General features: G+C 50.4%; 19 protein-coding genes and 1 tRNA gene. 2 read left to right on the top strand and 18 right to left on the bottom strand.

Translation table 11 applies throughout. The features are described from left to right. Positions 1–219 precede the first annotated feature (219 nt). The 7 genes from HMY34_RS03605 to rlmE all read right to left on the bottom strand — a co-directional run bounded on the left by HMY34_RS03605 (position 220) and on the right by rlmE (position 6,476). A tRNA-Leu gene (locus tag HMY34_RS03605) sits at positions 220–304 on the bottom strand. A 24-nt stretch (positions 305–328) separates the two neighbouring features. Continuing rightward, on the bottom strand, positions 329–778 hold the full coding sequence (secG, locus tag HMY34_RS03610; RefSeq protein ID WP_202717942.1) for a preprotein translocase subunit SecG: 450 nt from the start codon (positions 776–778) through the stop codon (positions 329–331). Between the two features lie 14 nt (positions 779–792). Next, positions 793–1,545 carry a triose-phosphate isomerase gene (tpiA, locus tag HMY34_RS03615; RefSeq protein ID WP_202717943.1) on the bottom strand — a complete coding sequence of 251 codons (753 nt, stop codon included), beginning with the start codon at positions 1,543–1,545 and terminating at the stop codon, positions 793–795. Between the two features lie 76 nt (positions 1,546–1,621). Then, positions 1,622–2,956, bottom strand: coding sequence for a phosphoglucosamine mutase (glmM, locus tag HMY34_RS03620; protein WP_202717944.1), 1,335 nt, complete (start codon positions 2,954–2,956; stop codon positions 1,622–1,624). 20 nt (positions 2,957–2,976) lie between these two features. After that, positions 2,977–3,792 carry a dihydropteroate synthase gene (folP, locus tag HMY34_RS03625; protein WP_228287972.1) on the bottom strand — a complete coding sequence of 272 codons (816 nt, stop codon included), beginning with the start codon at positions 3,790–3,792 and terminating at the stop codon, positions 2,977–2,979. Between the two features lie 75 nt (positions 3,793–3,867). After that, positions 3,868–5,799, bottom strand: a complete 1,932-nt coding sequence (ftsH, locus tag HMY34_RS03630; protein ID WP_202717945.1) for an ATP-dependent zinc metalloprotease FtsH — start codon at positions 5,797–5,799, stop codon at positions 3,868–3,870. Between the two features lie 56 nt (positions 5,800–5,855). Beyond that, positions 5,856–6,476 carry a 23S rRNA (uridine(2552)-2'-O)-methyltransferase RlmE gene (rlmE, locus tag HMY34_RS03635; protein WP_202717946.1) on the bottom strand — a complete coding sequence of 207 codons (621 nt, stop codon included), beginning with the start codon at positions 6,474–6,476 and terminating at the stop codon, positions 5,856–5,858. A 46-nt stretch (positions 6,477–6,522) separates the two neighbouring features. On the opposite strand from rlmE, the gene HMY34_RS03640 reads away from it, so the two are divergent. Both HMY34_RS03640 and HMY34_RS03645 read left to right on the top strand, forming a co-directional pair. After that, positions 6,523–6,837, top strand: coding sequence for a YhbY family RNA-binding protein (locus HMY34_RS03640; RefSeq protein WP_228287973.1), 315 nt, complete (start codon positions 6,523–6,525; stop codon positions 6,835–6,837). Then, entirely contained in the window at positions 6,838–7,530 is a 693-nt protein-coding gene (locus HMY34_RS03645; RefSeq protein ID WP_202717947.1) for a hypothetical protein, read from the top strand. Here HMY34_RS03645 and HMY34_RS03650 read toward each other — a convergent pair. The 11 genes from HMY34_RS03650 to tusD all read right to left on the bottom strand — a co-directional run bounded on the left by HMY34_RS03650 (position 7,507) and on the right by tusD (position 16,762). After that, a complete protein-coding gene (locus HMY34_RS03650; protein WP_202717948.1) occupies positions 7,507–8,274 on the bottom strand; it encodes a L,D-transpeptidase family protein in 768 nt (255 codons plus the stop codon). The genes HMY34_RS03645 and HMY34_RS03650 overlap by 24 nt on opposite strands. Positions 8,275–8,285: 11 nt before the next feature. Beyond that, the gene (gene nrfD / locus HMY34_RS03655; protein WP_202717949.1) at positions 8,286–9,494 is read right to left on the bottom strand and encodes an NrfD/PsrC family molybdoenzyme membrane anchor subunit; all 1,209 of its coding nucleotides are present in this window, start codon (positions 9,492–9,494) and stop codon (positions 8,286–8,288) included. Between the two features lie 20 nt (positions 9,495–9,514). Then, positions 9,515–10,267 carry a sulfate reduction electron transfer complex DsrMKJOP subunit DsrO gene (dsrO, locus tag HMY34_RS03660; RefSeq protein WP_202717950.1) on the bottom strand — a complete coding sequence of 251 codons (753 nt, stop codon included), beginning with the start codon at positions 10,265–10,267 and terminating at the stop codon, positions 9,515–9,517. Continuing rightward, positions 10,264–10,782, bottom strand: a complete 519-nt coding sequence (locus HMY34_RS03665; RefSeq protein ID WP_202717951.1) for a hypothetical protein — start codon at positions 10,780–10,782, stop codon at positions 10,264–10,266. The genes dsrO and HMY34_RS03665 overlap by 4 nt, the downstream gene beginning before the upstream one ends. A gap of 38 nt (positions 10,783–10,820) precedes the next feature. Further along, entirely contained in the window at positions 10,821–12,782 is a 1,962-nt protein-coding gene (locus HMY34_RS03670; RefSeq protein ID WP_202717952.1) for an NAD(P)-binding protein, read from the bottom strand. Positions 12,783–12,808: 26 nt separating this feature from the next. Beyond that, complete coding sequence (dsrK, locus tag HMY34_RS03675; protein ID WP_202717953.1) at positions 12,809–14,365, bottom strand: sulfate reduction electron transfer complex DsrMKJOP subunit DsrK; 1,557 nt, start codon at positions 14,363–14,365, stop codon at positions 12,809–12,811. A 12-nt stretch (positions 14,366–14,377) separates the two neighbouring features. After that, positions 14,378–15,145, bottom strand: a complete 768-nt coding sequence (locus HMY34_RS03680; RefSeq protein ID WP_202717954.1) for a respiratory nitrate reductase subunit gamma — start codon at positions 15,143–15,145, stop codon at positions 14,378–14,380. Positions 15,146–15,264: 119 nt separating this feature from the next. Beyond that, positions 15,265–15,600, bottom strand: a complete 336-nt coding sequence (locus HMY34_RS03685; RefSeq protein ID WP_202717955.1) for a TusE/DsrC/DsvC family sulfur relay protein — start codon at positions 15,598–15,600, stop codon at positions 15,265–15,267. Positions 15,601–15,631: 31 nt separating this feature from the next. Further along, positions 15,632–15,937 (bottom strand): sulfurtransferase complex subunit TusB, encoded by a 306-nt coding sequence (gene tusB / locus HMY34_RS03690; protein ID WP_202717956.1) that lies wholly within the window; start codon positions 15,935–15,937, stop codon positions 15,632–15,634. Between the two features lie 14 nt (positions 15,938–15,951). Beyond that, positions 15,952–16,356 (bottom strand): sulfurtransferase complex subunit TusC, encoded by a 405-nt coding sequence (gene tusC, locus HMY34_RS03695; protein ID WP_202717957.1) that lies wholly within the window; start codon positions 16,354–16,356, stop codon positions 15,952–15,954. 13 nt (positions 16,357–16,369) lie between these two features. Then, on the bottom strand, positions 16,370–16,762 hold the full coding sequence (gene tusD / locus HMY34_RS03700; protein WP_202717958.1) for a sulfurtransferase complex subunit TusD: 393 nt from the start codon (positions 16,760–16,762) through the stop codon (positions 16,370–16,372). Positions 16,763–16,788 lie beyond the last annotated feature (26 nt).

Below are 16,788 nucleotides of genomic sequence, written 5' to 3' on the forward strand. Positions count from 1 at the left end.
CTCCTGGTGCAAACCGTAGCGTTCTCTCCAAACCACTCGGTTGTCTGTGATGCATGATTCCAAACACACACTGTTTGTATCACTATTTCGTTATACAGTCGAATATAACGGTGCATGAACCACAGATTAATTCCCCAAAGTGGGTATTGTCAGGTTTTAGCAAGAATTAGGCATATAAGCAAAAAGCCCATCATCTTACGATGACAGGCTTTTTATGTATGGTACCGACGACCGGACTCGAACCGGTACAGCTTGCGCCACTACCCCCTCAAGATAGCGTGTCTACCAATTCCACCACGTCGGCAAAGCAGGCGCACATTCTATGCTATTACTTTGTATCTTGCACGGGTTTTTCAGCGTCAGCCGCCGAATTTGCCGGTTTTTCTTCAGTCTGCACTGCCGGAGCAGGCGGAACATCGCTAGGCGCAGCTTCTTTCGCAGCAGGTGCAGGCGGAACATCACTGCTTGACACTGGCGGCGCGGCTGTTTCCACAGTTTTTTCCGCAGGTGCAATCGCATCCATAATACTACTCGATTCGATAGTACGCCCTGAAGCAAGGAAAGCTAATGCCAATGCCACCAAAAAGAAAATCGTTGCCAGAATACCGGTAGTGCGACTCAGAAAATTCGCCGAACCTTGTGAACCGAATACCGTACCCGACGCACCGCTACCAAACGCAGCACCTGCATCAGCACCTTTGCCCTGTTGCATTAGGATTAACACAATCATGGCCACAGAAACAACGATCAAAATGATCAACAAGACATTGTATAACATAGTTTTTTTGAACCTTAGTTACCGGCTTTGCAAATGGCTAAGAATTCTTGTGCATCCAATGCTGCACCGCCGATCAAGCCACCGTCAATATCCGGCATTGCAAACAATTCAGTAGCATTCGCGCCTTTAACGCTGCCACCGTATAAAATTTGTACTTTCGCGGCAACTGATTCATTCAGCGTCGCTAATTTGCCACGAATAAACGCATGAACATCCTGCGCTTGTTGCGGACTAGCGGTTTTACCCGTGCCAATCGCCCACACCGGTTCGTAAGCAATCACACCGTCAGTCAGTGCTTCCACACCTTCCAGCGCAATCACTGCGTCCAGTTGACGCGCCACGACCGCTTCGGTAATGCCTGCTTCGCGCTCTTCCAGCGTTTCGCCCACACACAGAATCGGTTTGAGGCCGTGCTTACGTGCGGCAGCAAACTTACGTGCAGTATCAGCGTCTTGCTCACCGTAAATTGCACGGCGTTCAGAGTGACCCACAATCGCGTAGTCACAGCCAAATTCCTTGAGCATCACCCCGGAAACTTCGCCCGTGAAAGCACCTGCGTCTTGATCAGCAATATCCTGAGAACCCAGACCGATACGACTTCCAGCCACCAGCGTTTGAGTCATGGGAATGTAGACGTAAGGTGGGCAAACTGCCACCGCTACATTATCCATGCCTTCCAGTCCAGCTAGAATACCACCCATCAAAGACTCGATACTCGCCTTTGACCCGTTTAGTTTCCAGTTACCTGCAACCAATTTTTGACGCATAACTCCACCTCTCTTTCAAGCAAGGGCGAAAGATTACCTGTATAATCTGTGGAAATCAATCTTCATTCCGGGCAGGTCAAGTCGCAGCCCGCACCGCACTAGCGATTTGCTCTGCCAGTTCAGCGGTTTCGCCGGGGTCTTCGCCTTCAACCATTACCCGAATCAATGGCTCAGTGCCGGATGCACGCAATAATACTCTGCCACGACTACCCAATTGTTGCTCAACTTGACGCACTGCATCCTGAATCGCGACGGATTCATTCAAATTAATCTTGTGTTTGGTCGGAACATTAATCAGCGTTTGCGGGTATTTGATCATTACGCTTTTCAGGTCACGTAACGATTTGCCCGTCATGCGCATGGCACGTAACACTTGCAGTGCGGCAATGATACCGTCACCGGTAGTGATGAAATTGCGCACAATGATATGCCCGGAGGATTCGCCACCCAAATCACAATCGTGTTGCGTCATTTGCTCAATAACGTAGCGGTCGCCGACTTTCGCACGGTAAAACGGTACGCCCAACGCCTGAATCGACTTTTCCAAGCCGAGATTGCTCATCAGCGTGCCAACCACGCCGCCTTGTAACTTGCCTTCAGCATGACGATGGTGCGCAATAATGGCGAGAATCTCATCGCCATCAACCGTATCACCGCGCTGATCCACCATGATCAAACGATCACCATCACCGTCCAAGGCAATACCAAGATCAGCACGATAACGTAAGACGGCATCGCACAAAGCATCCACATGAGTTGCGCCGCACGCTTCATTAATATTGATACCATCAGGCGTGTTGCCAATCGCAATGACTTCCGCGCCCAGCTCTTTGAAAACATCGGGTGCAACGTGGTAAGTCGCGCCGTTGGCGCAATCCACCACCATCCGCAAGCCTTTCAAGGAAACGTTGTTGGGTAACGCGCGTTTGCAGAATTCGATGTAACGCCCCGCCGCGTCTTTAGCACGTTCAACTTTACCCAGCTCGTCGGAAGACACGGTTTCAAAATCCATATCCAACCAGCGTTCAATTTCTTCTTCTACTTCGTCGGGCAATTTTGTGCCGTCACCAGAGAAAAACTTTACGCCATTATCATCGTAAGGATTGTGCGAGGCACTGATTACAATTCCAGCAGAAGCACGGAACGCACGAGTTAAATAAGCCACCGCAGGCGTAGGCATCGGTCCCAACAAACGAATATTGACTCCTGCTGCCACCAAACCCGCTTGCAATGCAGATTCAAGCATATAGCCAGAAATACGGGTATCTTTGCCAATCAACACCAAAGGATGCCCGTTACTTGCCAGCACCTTGCCAGCCGCCCAACCCAATTTTAATACAAAGTCAGGTGTCATCGGGTAGCGCCCGATCTTGCCGCGAATCCCGTCCGTGCCGAAATATTTTCTTGCCATTAGCCCATCTACCTTACTGATTATTTATTCATGACTGCGTTAACGATTTTGAGTGCATCGACCGTTGCGCCCACGTCGTGTACCCGTACAATATTTGCGCCTTGCATGGCAGCGATTACCGCGCCAGCCACACTGCCATGCAAACGTCCCTCTATCGGGCGATTATCCAACAAAGTGCCGATCATGGATTTACGTGAAAGCCCTACGAGTATAGGCAAGCCCAAATCAGAAAACGCCGTCAATCTGCGCAATAAGTCCACATTATGCGACAAAGTTTTCCCAAATCCAAACCCTGGATCAAGAATTAAGCGCTGTCGTGCAATTCCAGCCGTTTCACAAGCTGCAATGCGCTCTTGGAAGAATTGTGAAACATCCTGCACCACATCATCATAGTGAGGTGATTGCTGCATGGTGCGCGGTTGCCCCTGCATGTGCATCAGGCAAATTGGCACGGTAAGCGGCGCACAGGCTATCAATGCACCGGGTTGCTGTAAGGCACACACATCATTGATTAAATCAGCGCCCGCGCTAACTGCCGCCAGCATCACCTCAGGTTTACTGGTATCCACCGACAACGGCACATCAAAACGCTCACGAATCGCGGCAATCACCGGAATAACCCGCTCCAGTTCCTCTTCAACTGATACAGAAGCCGCACCAGGGCGCGTGGATTCCCCACCCACATCAATAATATCCACACCCTCAGACAACATTTGCTCAACGTGTTGTAAGGCGCGGTCACGCGGATGAAATCGACCACCGTCAGAAAACGAATCCGGCGTGACATTCAGGATGCCCATTACCTGTACAGAAGATTGCGTGATTTGCCATGCCATTGCGTGATTCCACAAACAAAAGGCGCGAGTGAAATACTCGCGCCTTGATTCAATGAAGTGTGATACTAACGAAACTTAATGCGAACTAGCCGCTCCGCCAATCACGCCACTGTCCGTTTTGTTGCCTTCAATAGGCCGTGGTTTCGTTGGCGTGCCTTTGCCACCAGAAGAATCATCATCAGTCCAATCGGCTGGTGGTGGTGGCGTTTCGCCACGCATCAATGCATCCACCTGCCCACGGTCAATGGTCTCATACTTCATCAGTGCTTGCGCCATGGCGTGCAACACACTCATTTTGTCGGTGAGGATTTGCTTAGCACGGGTGTAGTTACGATCAATCACTTCGCGAATTTCACCGTCAATAGCATGTGCGGTTTCATCGGAAACATGTTTATGCTGCGTGACCGAGCGCCCTAAGAACACTTCGCCTTCATCTTCTGAATAGGCTAGTGGCCCCATGCGGCTGGATAAACCCCACTTAGTGACCATGTTACGCGCAATACTGGTCGCCCGTTCGATGTCGTTAGAAGCACCCGTAGTAACACCTTCTAAACCGTAGATCAGCTCTTCAGCAATACGACCACCGTACAAGCTAGAAATCTGACTTTCCAAGCGCTGCTTACTGGCGCTGTAACGGTCTTCTTCCGGCAAATACATGGTGACACCCAACGCACGACCACGTGGAATGATGCTGACTTTGTAGACCGGATCATGTTCAGGAACACTCAAACCCACAATGGCATGACCCGCTTCGTGGTAAGCCGTTGCTAATTTTTCATCTTCCTTCATGACCATGGATTTGCGCTCAGCACCCATCATGATCTTGTCTTTGGCTTTCTCAAACTCGTTCATATCGACGGTACGCTTATTACCACGCGCCGCAAACAATGCCGCTTCATTTACCAAGTTTGCCAAATCAGCACCAGAGAAACCCGGCGTACCGCGTGCAATCAGGGATGGTCTAACATCATCGCCCAACGGCACTTTGCGCATGTGAACCTTGAGAATTTGCTCACGACCGCGTACATCAGGCAATGGCACGACCACTTGGCGGTCGAAACGACCGGGGCGCAACAAAGCAGCATCCAATACGTCAGGGCGGTTAGTGGCAGCAATCACGATAATGCCTTCACTGCCTTCAAAACCGTCCATCTCGACCAGTAATTGGTTAAGGGTTTGCTCACGTTCATCGTGACCGCCGCCCACACCTGCACCACGTTGACGACCCACCGCATCAATTTCGTCGATGAAGATAATGCACGGCGCGTGTTTCTTAGCCTGCTCGAACATGTCACGAACACGCGAAGCACCTACACCAACGAACATTTCCACGAAGTCGGAACCAGAAATGCTGAAGAACGGTACTTTAGCTTCACCCGCAATGGCTTTTGCCAGCAAGGTTTTACCCGTACCCGGTGAACCTACCATCAATACACCGCGTGGAATCTTGCCGCCCAGTTTTTGGAATTTACCGGGGTCGCGTAAAAACTCGACAAGTTCAGCCACTTCATCTTTGGCTTCTTCACAGCCCGCGACATCATTGAAATTAATTTTGACCTGATCTTCAGTCATCATACGGGCGCGACTTTTGCCGAAGGACATAGCCCCGCGACCGCCACCACCACCTTGCATCTGGCGCATGATGTAAATCCACAAACCGATGATCAGTAAAAATGGTACCCAACTAATGATAATATCCCACAGCACTGAACGTTCTTCTGGCGGTGATGCTTGGAACTTAACTTTATTGGCGACCAAATCATCGACTAACTTCGCGTCATTTGGCGGACTGTACGTCACAAATCGCGCATTATTATTGTCTGTACCGACAATCTTTTGGCCTCTGATTTCAACGTCTTTGACCCCACCGCTACGAACGTTGGTTAAAAAGTCCGAATACGGCACGGCAGCAGCCGGTTGGGCTGGCACACTGAATTTGCTGAACACTGCAATCAATACGAAAGCAATAACAGCCCAAATCAGCAAATTTTTGGTTAAATCGTTCAAGTGACTTCTCCACTATCAACTGGTGTTATCCACGTGTAACACCTATTACGGTGATATTACAACACAAAACCTTGCGCTAATATATAAACCTCCCGGCTGCGTGGTCTTGATGCCGCCGGTTTCCTTACTTTTACTGTTTTAAAGCTGCTGCGCACTTCGCGAAGGAAGCCTTCTGAGCCATCGCCCTGAAACAGTTTCACCAGAAAAGTGCCACCTGGCTTTAATACCTGACGCGCCATATCGAATGCAAGTTCACACAGATGAATGGAACGTGGCTGATCAACTGCATCGACTCCACTCATATTGGGTGCCATATCCGAAATAACAAGATCTGCTTTATCGCCACCGAGTAAATTCAGCATTTCCATCAGGACAGATTCTTCACGAAAATCCCCTAACACAAATTCCACAAAAGGTAACGGATCCAGCGGCAAGATGTCACTCGCCACAATCCGCCCTTTTTGCCCGACAAACTTGGTGGCGTACTGGCTCCATCCGCCGGGAGCTGCACCCAAATCCACTACTTTCATGCCGGGCTGTAGAATGCGATCTTTCTCCTGAATTTCCTGCAATTTATATACTGCACGCGAACGGTACCCTTCTTGCTGTGCTTTTTTGACGTATTCATCACTAAAATGTTCGCCCAGCCACCTTTGACTGCTTTTGCTTCTTGCCATGCCGTGTTATCACTCATTACACTTCATCAATTTAGAGAAGCGTATCATGGAAATGACCGGAACATTGACAGAAACTCAGAAAAAGCGCCTGCGGAGTCGCGCTCATACCCTAAACCCCGTCGTCTTAATCGGTCAGCACGGGCTAAAACCTACTGTACTGGAAGAAATCACCGGTGCACTTGATTATCATCAACTGGTCAAAATTAAATTAAGCGTCGGTGATCGCGACTTACGCAATGAAATGATTGAACAAATTATCCAATATAGCCAGTCTCAACTGATTCAACGGATAGGAAATGTCGCTGTGCTGTATCGCCGCAACCCTGATCGCCCCGATGTTCTGAAAGAACAGGCTTTTTAAGTGAAGCCGACGACGCGGATTGGACAAATTGACTACATCCTCCAGCGGCTCTCCCCTCAAGAACTGCAAACGTTTGTTCGGGAAAAAGCCTTGCAGGATGCTGACTTTCGCGACACTCTACTGATCTGTTTTGCAGATTTGTTGGGCAGCGACACGCCAAGTGAACCCAAATACCAGCAAATGCTGGCCGATATGACCCAACGCCATGCCAATGCGGAGGGTTATATTCACGCCAGCAGCGCCTTGCACTTAACCGAAGCCATTCGCAAAATGCTGGCAGTTGCGCGTAAAGCGACCACACCCACCCGTGAAACCACTGACTTGTGCCTTGCCGTCATCAGCGATTTACCCACCTTAGCAGGTAAGATGGAAGACCCTGAAGAACACATCTATTCACTGATGCGCACGTCTTGCACCACATTATGGGAGTGTTACAGCGTTCTACCCGCAGAGCGCCAACAAGCCTTGTTTGAACGGATTTTGCAAGAATACGCCAAGCCCGTTTATCTCGATCTCGATATGGACAATGCCCTACTTTCACTGTTAAAGGATTGGGCGCAACGTGATACCAAACGGCAACGTGCCTGCCTACACCAACTGGAACAACTCCTCAAAACGGTCGAGCAAGATCATTGGCGCAAAAACTACTTGCTGGAACAAACCAATAGCTTATTGAGCTTCTGGAAAGCGTAAATCTGCCACCTGATCCGCTGGCGCTTGTAGCAACAGCGGATTGGCAGCAGGTTTTAACCAAGTCAAAACGCTCAATAAATCTGCTTTTGCCATTGCCGTACAGCCCGATGTCGCCGTGTCAGGATTCAACCAAACATGCAGAAAAATAGCACTACCACGCCCCGCTGTGGTGGGGAATAAATTGTGCCCGACAATCATACCCAGTTCGTACTGGTGATCATCACGGCGCATTCGCTCAAACGAACGCCAATATTGTTTGGGTTCATTCGCTTGCTCCAACGGAATATGGCGCCAACGGTTGTAATCGGGGGAATCCACTGCATCAATAAAATAATCGCGCTCGCTGGCAATGCGGTAGGGCATTTGCAAACCAACCGGCGCTTGCTCCGCATAACCAAACGCCATCCCCAAGGGGAACACGCCTGCGGGCGCTTTACCGTCGCCCTCCAGTTTTTGCACACCGTCACCATCCTGATGCAAGCCGACACCCCAGCCAAGCCCATTGCGCCCTACCCTAACCGAAATGCGCTCGCCAACCGCGTGCCACTGATCAGCAGACTTTTCCATGCGTTGTAGCGTAGCGGTCGAAGTCTCCCAATCAGTCGTCGTCACCAGCAAAAGCTGCGTGGTCGCAGCAGGCAGTTTCAGGTGATCAAGCGACTGTTCTAACGACGGCGCACAGGCCGTTAAATAAAATAGCCATAACAAGAAAACCGGCACGAGGCCGGTTTTCTTAAGATTCAAGCACGCTGCCATTACTTGCTGTGCGGATCAGCCACCGCATCCGACAAGGAATCCGGCAGGAAGCGCAATACTTTCACGCCAATCGTCACCATGACCAACGCAAGTGCGACACCACCCAGACCCAGCATCAACTCCCAGATACTCGGCGCATACGCATTAATCGCACCGTCAAAGTAATCACTGGAAACTTCAGCACCGGGGAATAAGACCAACGGATACGCTTGCCCACCAATCAAAATCACATACAGTTGCGCAAAGCCGCCAAGGATAGTGAACAACGCAGCCAATAACAAAGCGATACGATTATTTCCCAACTTGCGGCAGAAAATCAGCGACAACGGCAGCAAACTACCCAACATGATCTGACCGACCCAGAACAACTGCGTGTAGATACCACCGTCAAACAAGATGAAGTTTTCCACACCCGCTTTCTGCGCAATGTACAAACCGGTGAAATGACGCGCACCTTCCAGCAACAATACGCCACCGATGAATGTCGCCAACAGGTAACGCAAGCGATTCATCACTACATCACCCAATGGACGACCTGTCCAGCTATACGCAAAGTGCAGCACCAAAATGAAAACTGCCAAACCCATTGCAAAGGACATCACGATAAACAACGGCGCCATGACCGCAGAGTTATAGAAATCACGCGCCACCAAGAAACCGAAGATTGAACCCGTACCAGTGGTCAGGATCAAACGCCATGTGAACGCTGCAACCCCCGCCAACTTGTAAAAGCTCTTGACCTTACGATCCATCATTGTCCAGATATACACCGCTGATAACGCTAAGAAACCGTTATACAGAATAATGTTCCACGCAAAGATCGACTTGAAGTTGTAGGTGGTCATGGCAATGATCAAACGATCAGGATGACCCAAATCCAACACCAGCACGATCAAACCCCCGACCAGTAAGGAAATTGCCAGCAATGCCGACAAACGCCCCATCGGTTGATAGATTTTCTTACCGAATACTGTACCGATTGAACCCACGTTCAACGCGCCCGATGCTGCGACGATTAAACCAATCGCAAAAACGTGTGGCAGCCCCCAAACAACTTGGTTGTTCATGCCAGTAACATGATGCCCGTGATGTTCAGCGTGGAAAAACGCCAGCGCACCCAGCGCGAGGAATGCACCCAAAACCGCCAGCAGGATATAAAAACCCTTACCGTCTTTGGTTTCGCGGAAAATGATTGCTTGACTAGCCATTGCTGTTTACGTCCTTTCCGTTAGATGCCGTGGTAACGCACGCCAGTGTTCAAACCGAGATCGGCACGGATTTGCTTGCCACCGATAGTTTTCATCGCTTGGCTGACCGCGCTGTTCGGGTCATTCAAATCGCCGAAGATCACAGCATCCGGTGCAGCCTCCACACACGCGGGCAACTTGCCTTCGTCAATGCGGTGAACGCACATATTGCAGGATTCCACCGTACCCATGCCCCGTGGGGAATGCGGCTTTTGATCTTGCAAGGCTTCATGCACAAAGCTACGCGCTTTATACGGGCAAGCCATCATGCAATAACGGCAACCGATACAAATGTGCTTGTTGACTTGCACAATGCCATCCGCGCGTTTCATGGATGCACCTGTTGGGCAAACATCAACGCACGGCGGATTTTCGCAATGCTGGCACATGACCGGCAAGCTGAAACTGTTTTGGGTCAGCTTATCCGTGACTTTCACCACACGCGCCCAATGCGCTTTTTGAGTGTCAGCGGAATGGGCTTCATCGCCCCAACCGTGTTCTTTTTTGCACGCAGCCACCATACCAGCCCCACCATCAGTGAGTTTGGTCACGTCAATCAACATGCCCCAACGCTTAGCATTGGTAACAGCTTGATCAACGGGTTTCGCGGCGACTTCGCCAGCGGCGTGTGCGGTTTGCAACACAAAACTGGGAGCAACCGCAGCCACTGCCGCAACACCACCCAAGGTTGTCATAAAATTGCGACGGTATTCATCAACACGGTTCTGATTCATTGCGCAGCTCCTTGTTGTGGTTGCGTCACCATCTGAATTTCAGCCGCTGTCGGTGCTGCCGCTGCCGTCACACCTTGCGTAAAGTGATGGCCTGCTGCACTACCGACGGTATGCTGATAATTAGGGTCATCCGTTTGCGGACGGTCAGCATGACATTGGAAGCAGTCAATTTTCTGCCCGACTGCCGCGTGGCAGGTGGTGCAAAAATGTTCCTTGTCACCGTAGTGCAAAGGCGTACCGTCTTGCTTAGTCGTGGAAACGTGGCAATTAATGCACTCTTTCAGACTGTGCTGTTGGGTACGGATACCTTCAATCACGGTCGCGTCACGCTGATGCATGAGCAGATCCATGTGTTTGGTACGGATAACACTTTCTGGTTCAACACACTGATCAGCCTTTGCTTTTGCTGTGGCAAGGTTGAGGTCGGCCTCCGTAGGGGCTTTGCTACAACCTGCCAACAGCGTGGCAAAAGCCAACGTTGCTGCCAGAAATACGCTTGAAAACTTGCTAGTCATGCTGATTCCTGTCGAGCCTGCACTCATGGAAAGGGCGATTATTCGCCCAGACCCATTTCGATGTACCCAGTTGGGCAAACGTCTGCGCAGATATGGCAGCCGATACATTTGGAGTAATCGGTTGCAACATAACGACCCAGTGTCGCCTGTTTCTTAGGCACGCGGTAAACGGCAGTTTGTGGGCAGTAAATAACGCAGTTGTCACACTCGAAGCACATACCGCAGCTCATGCAACGCTTGGCTTCATTAACCGCATCGGCTTCTGCCAGTGGGTTCATACGTTCTGCAAAGTGACCCAATACTTCTTCAGCCGTGGGTACGTCTTCAGTACGCAGGTTACGTGCTACGGTATTGAAATGCCCTAAGAACAAATCTTTGGAAGGCACGATCACGTTCTTAGAACGGTCGTCGTAGTTGTGAACCGCGTATTTCGCACCGTCAGTACCGCGCATGTCTTCTGCACGGCTGTCTTCGTAACCTGCTGGATCTAAACCGGCTTCGTGCAGTTTTTCCATCAGGTCAAAGTGGTGCTTATCGACTTTCGGACGCTTTTTCAGCTCTTCAGCACGCAAGTACTGATTGATGGTTTCAGACGCAATCGACGCTTGACCAATCGCCGTTGTCAGCAAGTGCGGACGTACCGCATCACCCGCAGCGAAGTGACCAGGCTTACCTGGTACTTGATACAGCGCGTCGGCATTGATCTGGTTACGACCGTTGTTCAGGGCTTCGATACCGTCCAACTTACCGAACTGACCGATTGCAGAAACAATGATGTCGGCTTCAATGATGGTTTCTTTGCCGCCTTCTTTTGCGACAGGCATATTGCCCTTCATCACGCATTCGACGACTTTCAGACCAATCGCACGACCATTTTCATCCAATACCAAGGCTGTTGGCATTACTTCAGTCAGGATAGTTACGCCTTCTTTCAGCGCGTCCTGAACTTCGTGTTCCGCAGCAGTCATTTGATCCAGCGGGAACAAGGTGGTCAGGGTAACGGCAGGAGCTGCTTTCTCACCGACTTCACCGTGAACCAACTTGCCAGTCGCAGCATCTTCCGCATTTTCAGCGTAGTTAGCCAGTGTGCCGATACGACGTGACACGGAAACCACGTCAATGGAGGTATCACCACCACCCACGCACACCACGCGAGGTGCAGTGTATTTCATCGTGCCTTTGTTATAGGCTTCGAGGAAGTCAACCGCAGACACACAGTTTGGCGTTTCAGCAAATTTTTCAACGAACAAGCCACGACCGTTCCAGCAACCGACCGTCCACAGGATTGCGTCGAAATCGCTTTCCAGTGTTTCAATGGTTACATCTTTGCCGACAGTGGTGTTGCACTTGATAGTAATGTCACCCATGTCGATGATACGTTGCATTTCTGCACCCAGCTTGTCGCGTGGTACGCGATAGCCCGGAATACCGTAGCGCATCATGCCGCCCAATTCAGGGTGCTGTTCAAATACGGTAGACGCATGACCCATGCGACGCAATTGGTAAGCAGCCGCCATACCCGCAGGGCCACCACCAACGATCGCGACTTTCTTGCCGCTCAATTCAGCCGGTGCTTCAAATTTGAAGCCCGCTTCAATCGCGCTGTCACCGATGTACTGTTCAACCGCGTTAATGCCGACGAAATCGTCAACGTCGTTACGGTTACAGCCGGTTTGGCAAGGTGCTGGGCAAACACGACCCATCATGGACGGGAACGGGTTAGCATTGGTGGAACGGCGGAAAGCGTATTCCTGCATGGTCATGCCAACGGGTGGCTTCTCAATGCCGCGCACGATTTGCAACCAACCACGGATGTCTTCACCCGATGGGCAGCTACCTTGGCAAGGTGGCGTTTTGTGAATGTAGGTAGGGCATTTATGCGTCGTATCTTGCACGAAAATACTGTCGTGCATATTACCCCATTCATGATCACCGTCTTTATAACGGCGGTATGTTTGACCTTGACCTGAAAGTTTGCTGTCGTGAGCTGCGGTTGCCATGCCTATCTCCTCAATAAATGTCGTAATTAGTCTTCGTCGCCGTCTTCGTCGTCGGGACGTGCCTGCACGGACACTTGCCGTTGCAGGACAAGCGCGTTACTCACCAACTGGTGAACACTAACAATTTGATCCATCGTGAAACCGTAGTACGGCAACACTTTCGTAAACTGTGATTTGCAAATCGCGCAAATCGCTGCCATGTGCGTCACACCGTTGTGGGTAGTGACATGCTTAAGGGCTTCCGCACGCGGCTGAATGCCTTTCACGCGAATTTCCATCAAGTCGTCGGTCAGCAAACCGCCACCACCACCGCAACAGAAGGTTGCGTCATGGATGGTATCGGCTGGCATGTCCACAAAGTTGTTACACACCGCACGGATAACGTGACGTGGAATGTCGAACTGACCACCGGGGTAATCACCCATCCGGCTACCACGCGCCACGTTGCACGAGTCGTGGAAGGTCAATACTTTGTCGTCATTCTCGGTCTTGTCGATTTGCAAGTTACCGGCTTGGATATGACTCCACGTGAATTCCAGAATATGCTGTGGAATCGGGTAACGCTGATCCAAGAAATCAAACGGCCCAGCCAAGGTATTCAGGAAGCTGTACGCCACACGCCATGCGTGACCACATTCGCCGAACACAATGCGCTTAACCTTGTGCTTGATGGCTGCTTCACGAACCCGCAAAGAAACCCGGCGCATGGTCTCGTAAGAGCCGATGAACATGCCGAAGTTACCCGCTTCTGACGCGATGGTACTCATTGTCCACGTCACGCCGGTTTCGTGGAACACTTTCGCGTAACCAATCAAACCGTCGATATGTGGTTCGGCAAAGAAGTCTGCTGATGGTGTGACCAACAACACTTCCGCGCCGTCTTCATCCAGCGGGAAGCGGACTTTAATGCCAGTATCCGCTTCAACGTCTTCTTCCAAACCTTCCACTGTGTCGAACAGTGCTGGGCCTGGCAAACCGAGGTTATTACCGATCTTAAAGACCTTACCGATAATCTCGTTGCAATACTTTTGACCGTAACCAACGTGGTCAAGAATTTCACGTGCTGCCATTGAAATTTCAGCCGTATCAATGCCATAGGGGCAGAACACGGAACAACGACGGCACTGTGAACACTGGTGATAATAGTTATACCAGTCAGCCAATACTTCTTCAGTCAGGTCGGTTGCCCCGACCAGTTTGGGGAAATATTTACCCGCAAACGTGAAGTAACGGCGATAAACTTTACGCAACAAATCCTGACGCGCCACTGGCATATTTTTCGCGTCAGACGTACCAATAAAGTAATGGCACTTGTCGGTACACGCGCCGCACTTGACGCAAATATCCAGAAACACTTGCAATGAACGATAACGGCCTTTCAAATCCGCCATTTTGTCGAGGGCGCGTTCTTTCCAGTTAGGGACTAATGACCCTGCTGCGTCGAAATCTGCCGGAAAATGCAATGCTGTCTGAAAGTCGGGTTTCGCAATGTAGGGGCCTTTGCCCTTCATTACATCGTCGCGTACTGCCGGAACTTCGCAATACCCTTCACCCGTCAACTTTGGAACTTCGTAATCAGCCACGGTGCTTACCTCTTATTTCTTCAGTTCGTCGAGGTAGTTTTTACCTTGACGTTCCAGTTCCAATGCCCAGCCGGATACATGGCGTTTTTCACGCGGGTTATCCACTTGGTTACGAGTCGGGCTGAAAAAGATACCCGGAGCGTGCATCAACTTACTGATCGGGAAAATGATCATCAGCAATGCCACCAACAACAAATGCACCAATACAATCGGTTCGGCAGGAAGACCGGCTTCACCAAAGAAACCGAAGGTCAACATACCACCAAAAAATGCTTTCACTTGCGTCACATCAGTGTGCGTCACAAAACTCATCATCAAGCCGCTGATACCAATCGCAATCAGCAATGCCAACATCAAATGGTCAGACGGGGCGGAAATGTAACGCACGCGATCCACGAGAAAACGACGCGCCCACAAGCCAGCCAAACCCAGTACCATCGTGAAGCCTGCATAACGACCAAACGGCTGCAAGAACACCAGTAAGTCATTCATGCCCACGAAATAGCGGCTATGACGGATCAATACCAGCCACAAGGAGATGTGGAACAGGAACGCAAACAACCACAAGGTTTTGTTTGAACGAAACAAGCTCTGGAAAAACACCACTTCACGGAACATGCGCCATACAACACCGCCCTGCGTAACCGGTGCGGGTGTGGTCGGAATCTTCAATGGGGCTGGGGTGTTCCAGTATTGACGGACTTTTACAGCCACACCGCCAATCAAAATCAACGTTGCCGCCCAAAACAACAGTCCGTAAAGGATACTTACGAATGTCACTGCGTACTCCTGAAGTCATTAGTCTCTCTTCTGAAAACCTGTCAACAACAGGGCTTAAGAAGAGGCTCCGGCGAACCGGAGCAATCTTCGCGTCTTACGACCTAACTAGTGACGTATAATTATACGCAACCAGTTGGCTTAGGCAGACCGCCGTATTTACAAGCTTGCTTGCCAGGGCCGTATGGGAACAGGCTGTACAGGTACTTGGAGTTACCTTTGTCAGCACCCAAACGCTTACCAACTGCTTTAGTCAGAACGCGAACCGCTGGAGCGATTTGATATTCTTCGTAGTATTCACGCAGGAAATTCAGGATTTCCCAGTGTTCAGAAGTCAGAGTTACGTCTTCGCCTTTAGCCAGAACTTCTGCAACTTCTGGAGTCCAGTCGTTCAGGTTTTCCAGATAGCCTTCTTCGTCCAGCGCGATGTCTTTGCCGCCAACGTTAATTGATGCCATTGTGTGGCCTCCTGTCAAAAAATGTTAAAACTTACAGCCAGCTTTGGGTGGTGTCGTTATTTGCCGTCAGGTCTACAAAACCTGCGTAATCAACGCTCACAATCCCATCCATTGCTTTGCCTTCCAAACCGCGTGCCGCTAGGTCTGCACCTAACACATACACAGCCTTATCAGACATCGCAGCCTTTATCTTACCAGAAAAGCTTGATCCATCGACTGCACCAACCACGGCATCTTCAATCATCAGGATCGAATCACCTGCATTGGCGTGTGCCAAGCAACTTTCAAAAGCCACACGTTCAAACGGGGACTTGTTGACAATATGTAACATAGACATGTTCAAATCCTCCGTTAGAAGCTCAAAATCACTTCTTGCTCTGCCATCATTGCAGCCATTTCCTCGCGGTTGACCAGAATAATGGAAGGCTTTTCAGCGTAATCGTCGTCAGCATCTTCGTAAGTGAGTTCCATCAGGTCATCAACCGTCAGACCACGTTCTGCCAAAGACTCGCTGGAAACATACAGCTTGGTAATGTCGTAGTCACCCAGCGCACGGAACGTCGGCGAGAAATTCTTCATGCCAGTGGCTTTGCTGTTTTGACCTTTAGTAATTTGGTAAACACCGTCGTCGATGAATGCCAAACTAACATTTTGCTCAAACGCAGCGGAAATCAGTACGACTTCCAAGGCTTCCAGTGCGTAGACCGTGCCGTAAGGAGCTTTGCGGTTTACAAACAGAAAATTCTTTGTAGACATCTTTATCAGCTCCTTAATCGCCAAACACGACTAAACGATCAGACTGGATACCGCCTTCAACCAACTGACCCAAGCCCGAAATACGGAAACCGGGGGCAATGTTGTTAGCATCCAAACCTTGACGTTTCGCTTCATCGGCATCCATCAAGCCGCGACGTTGTGCCGCTGCGATACAGATAACCAAGTCCAAACCGTGCTTTTCAGCCAACTCTGACCAGGATTTCTGGATCAGGCGGTCGTCAGCCGGTGGAACGCTCAGACGTGTGCCGTTATTTACGCCGTCATGGTAGAAGAAAACACGGAAAATCTCGTGTCCCTTCTCCAGCGCGGCACGGGTGAACTGCAAGGCAGTATCAGCAGACTGGTGCTGATACGGACCTTCGTTAACCATAATTGTGTATTTCATTCCGTGCTATTCCTCGTATCGTTGTC

The sequence above is a fragment of the Thiothrix subterranea genome, from assembly GCF_016772315.1.
Lineage (GTDB): Bacteria > Pseudomonadota > Gammaproteobacteria > Thiotrichales > Thiotrichaceae > Thiothrix > Thiothrix subterranea.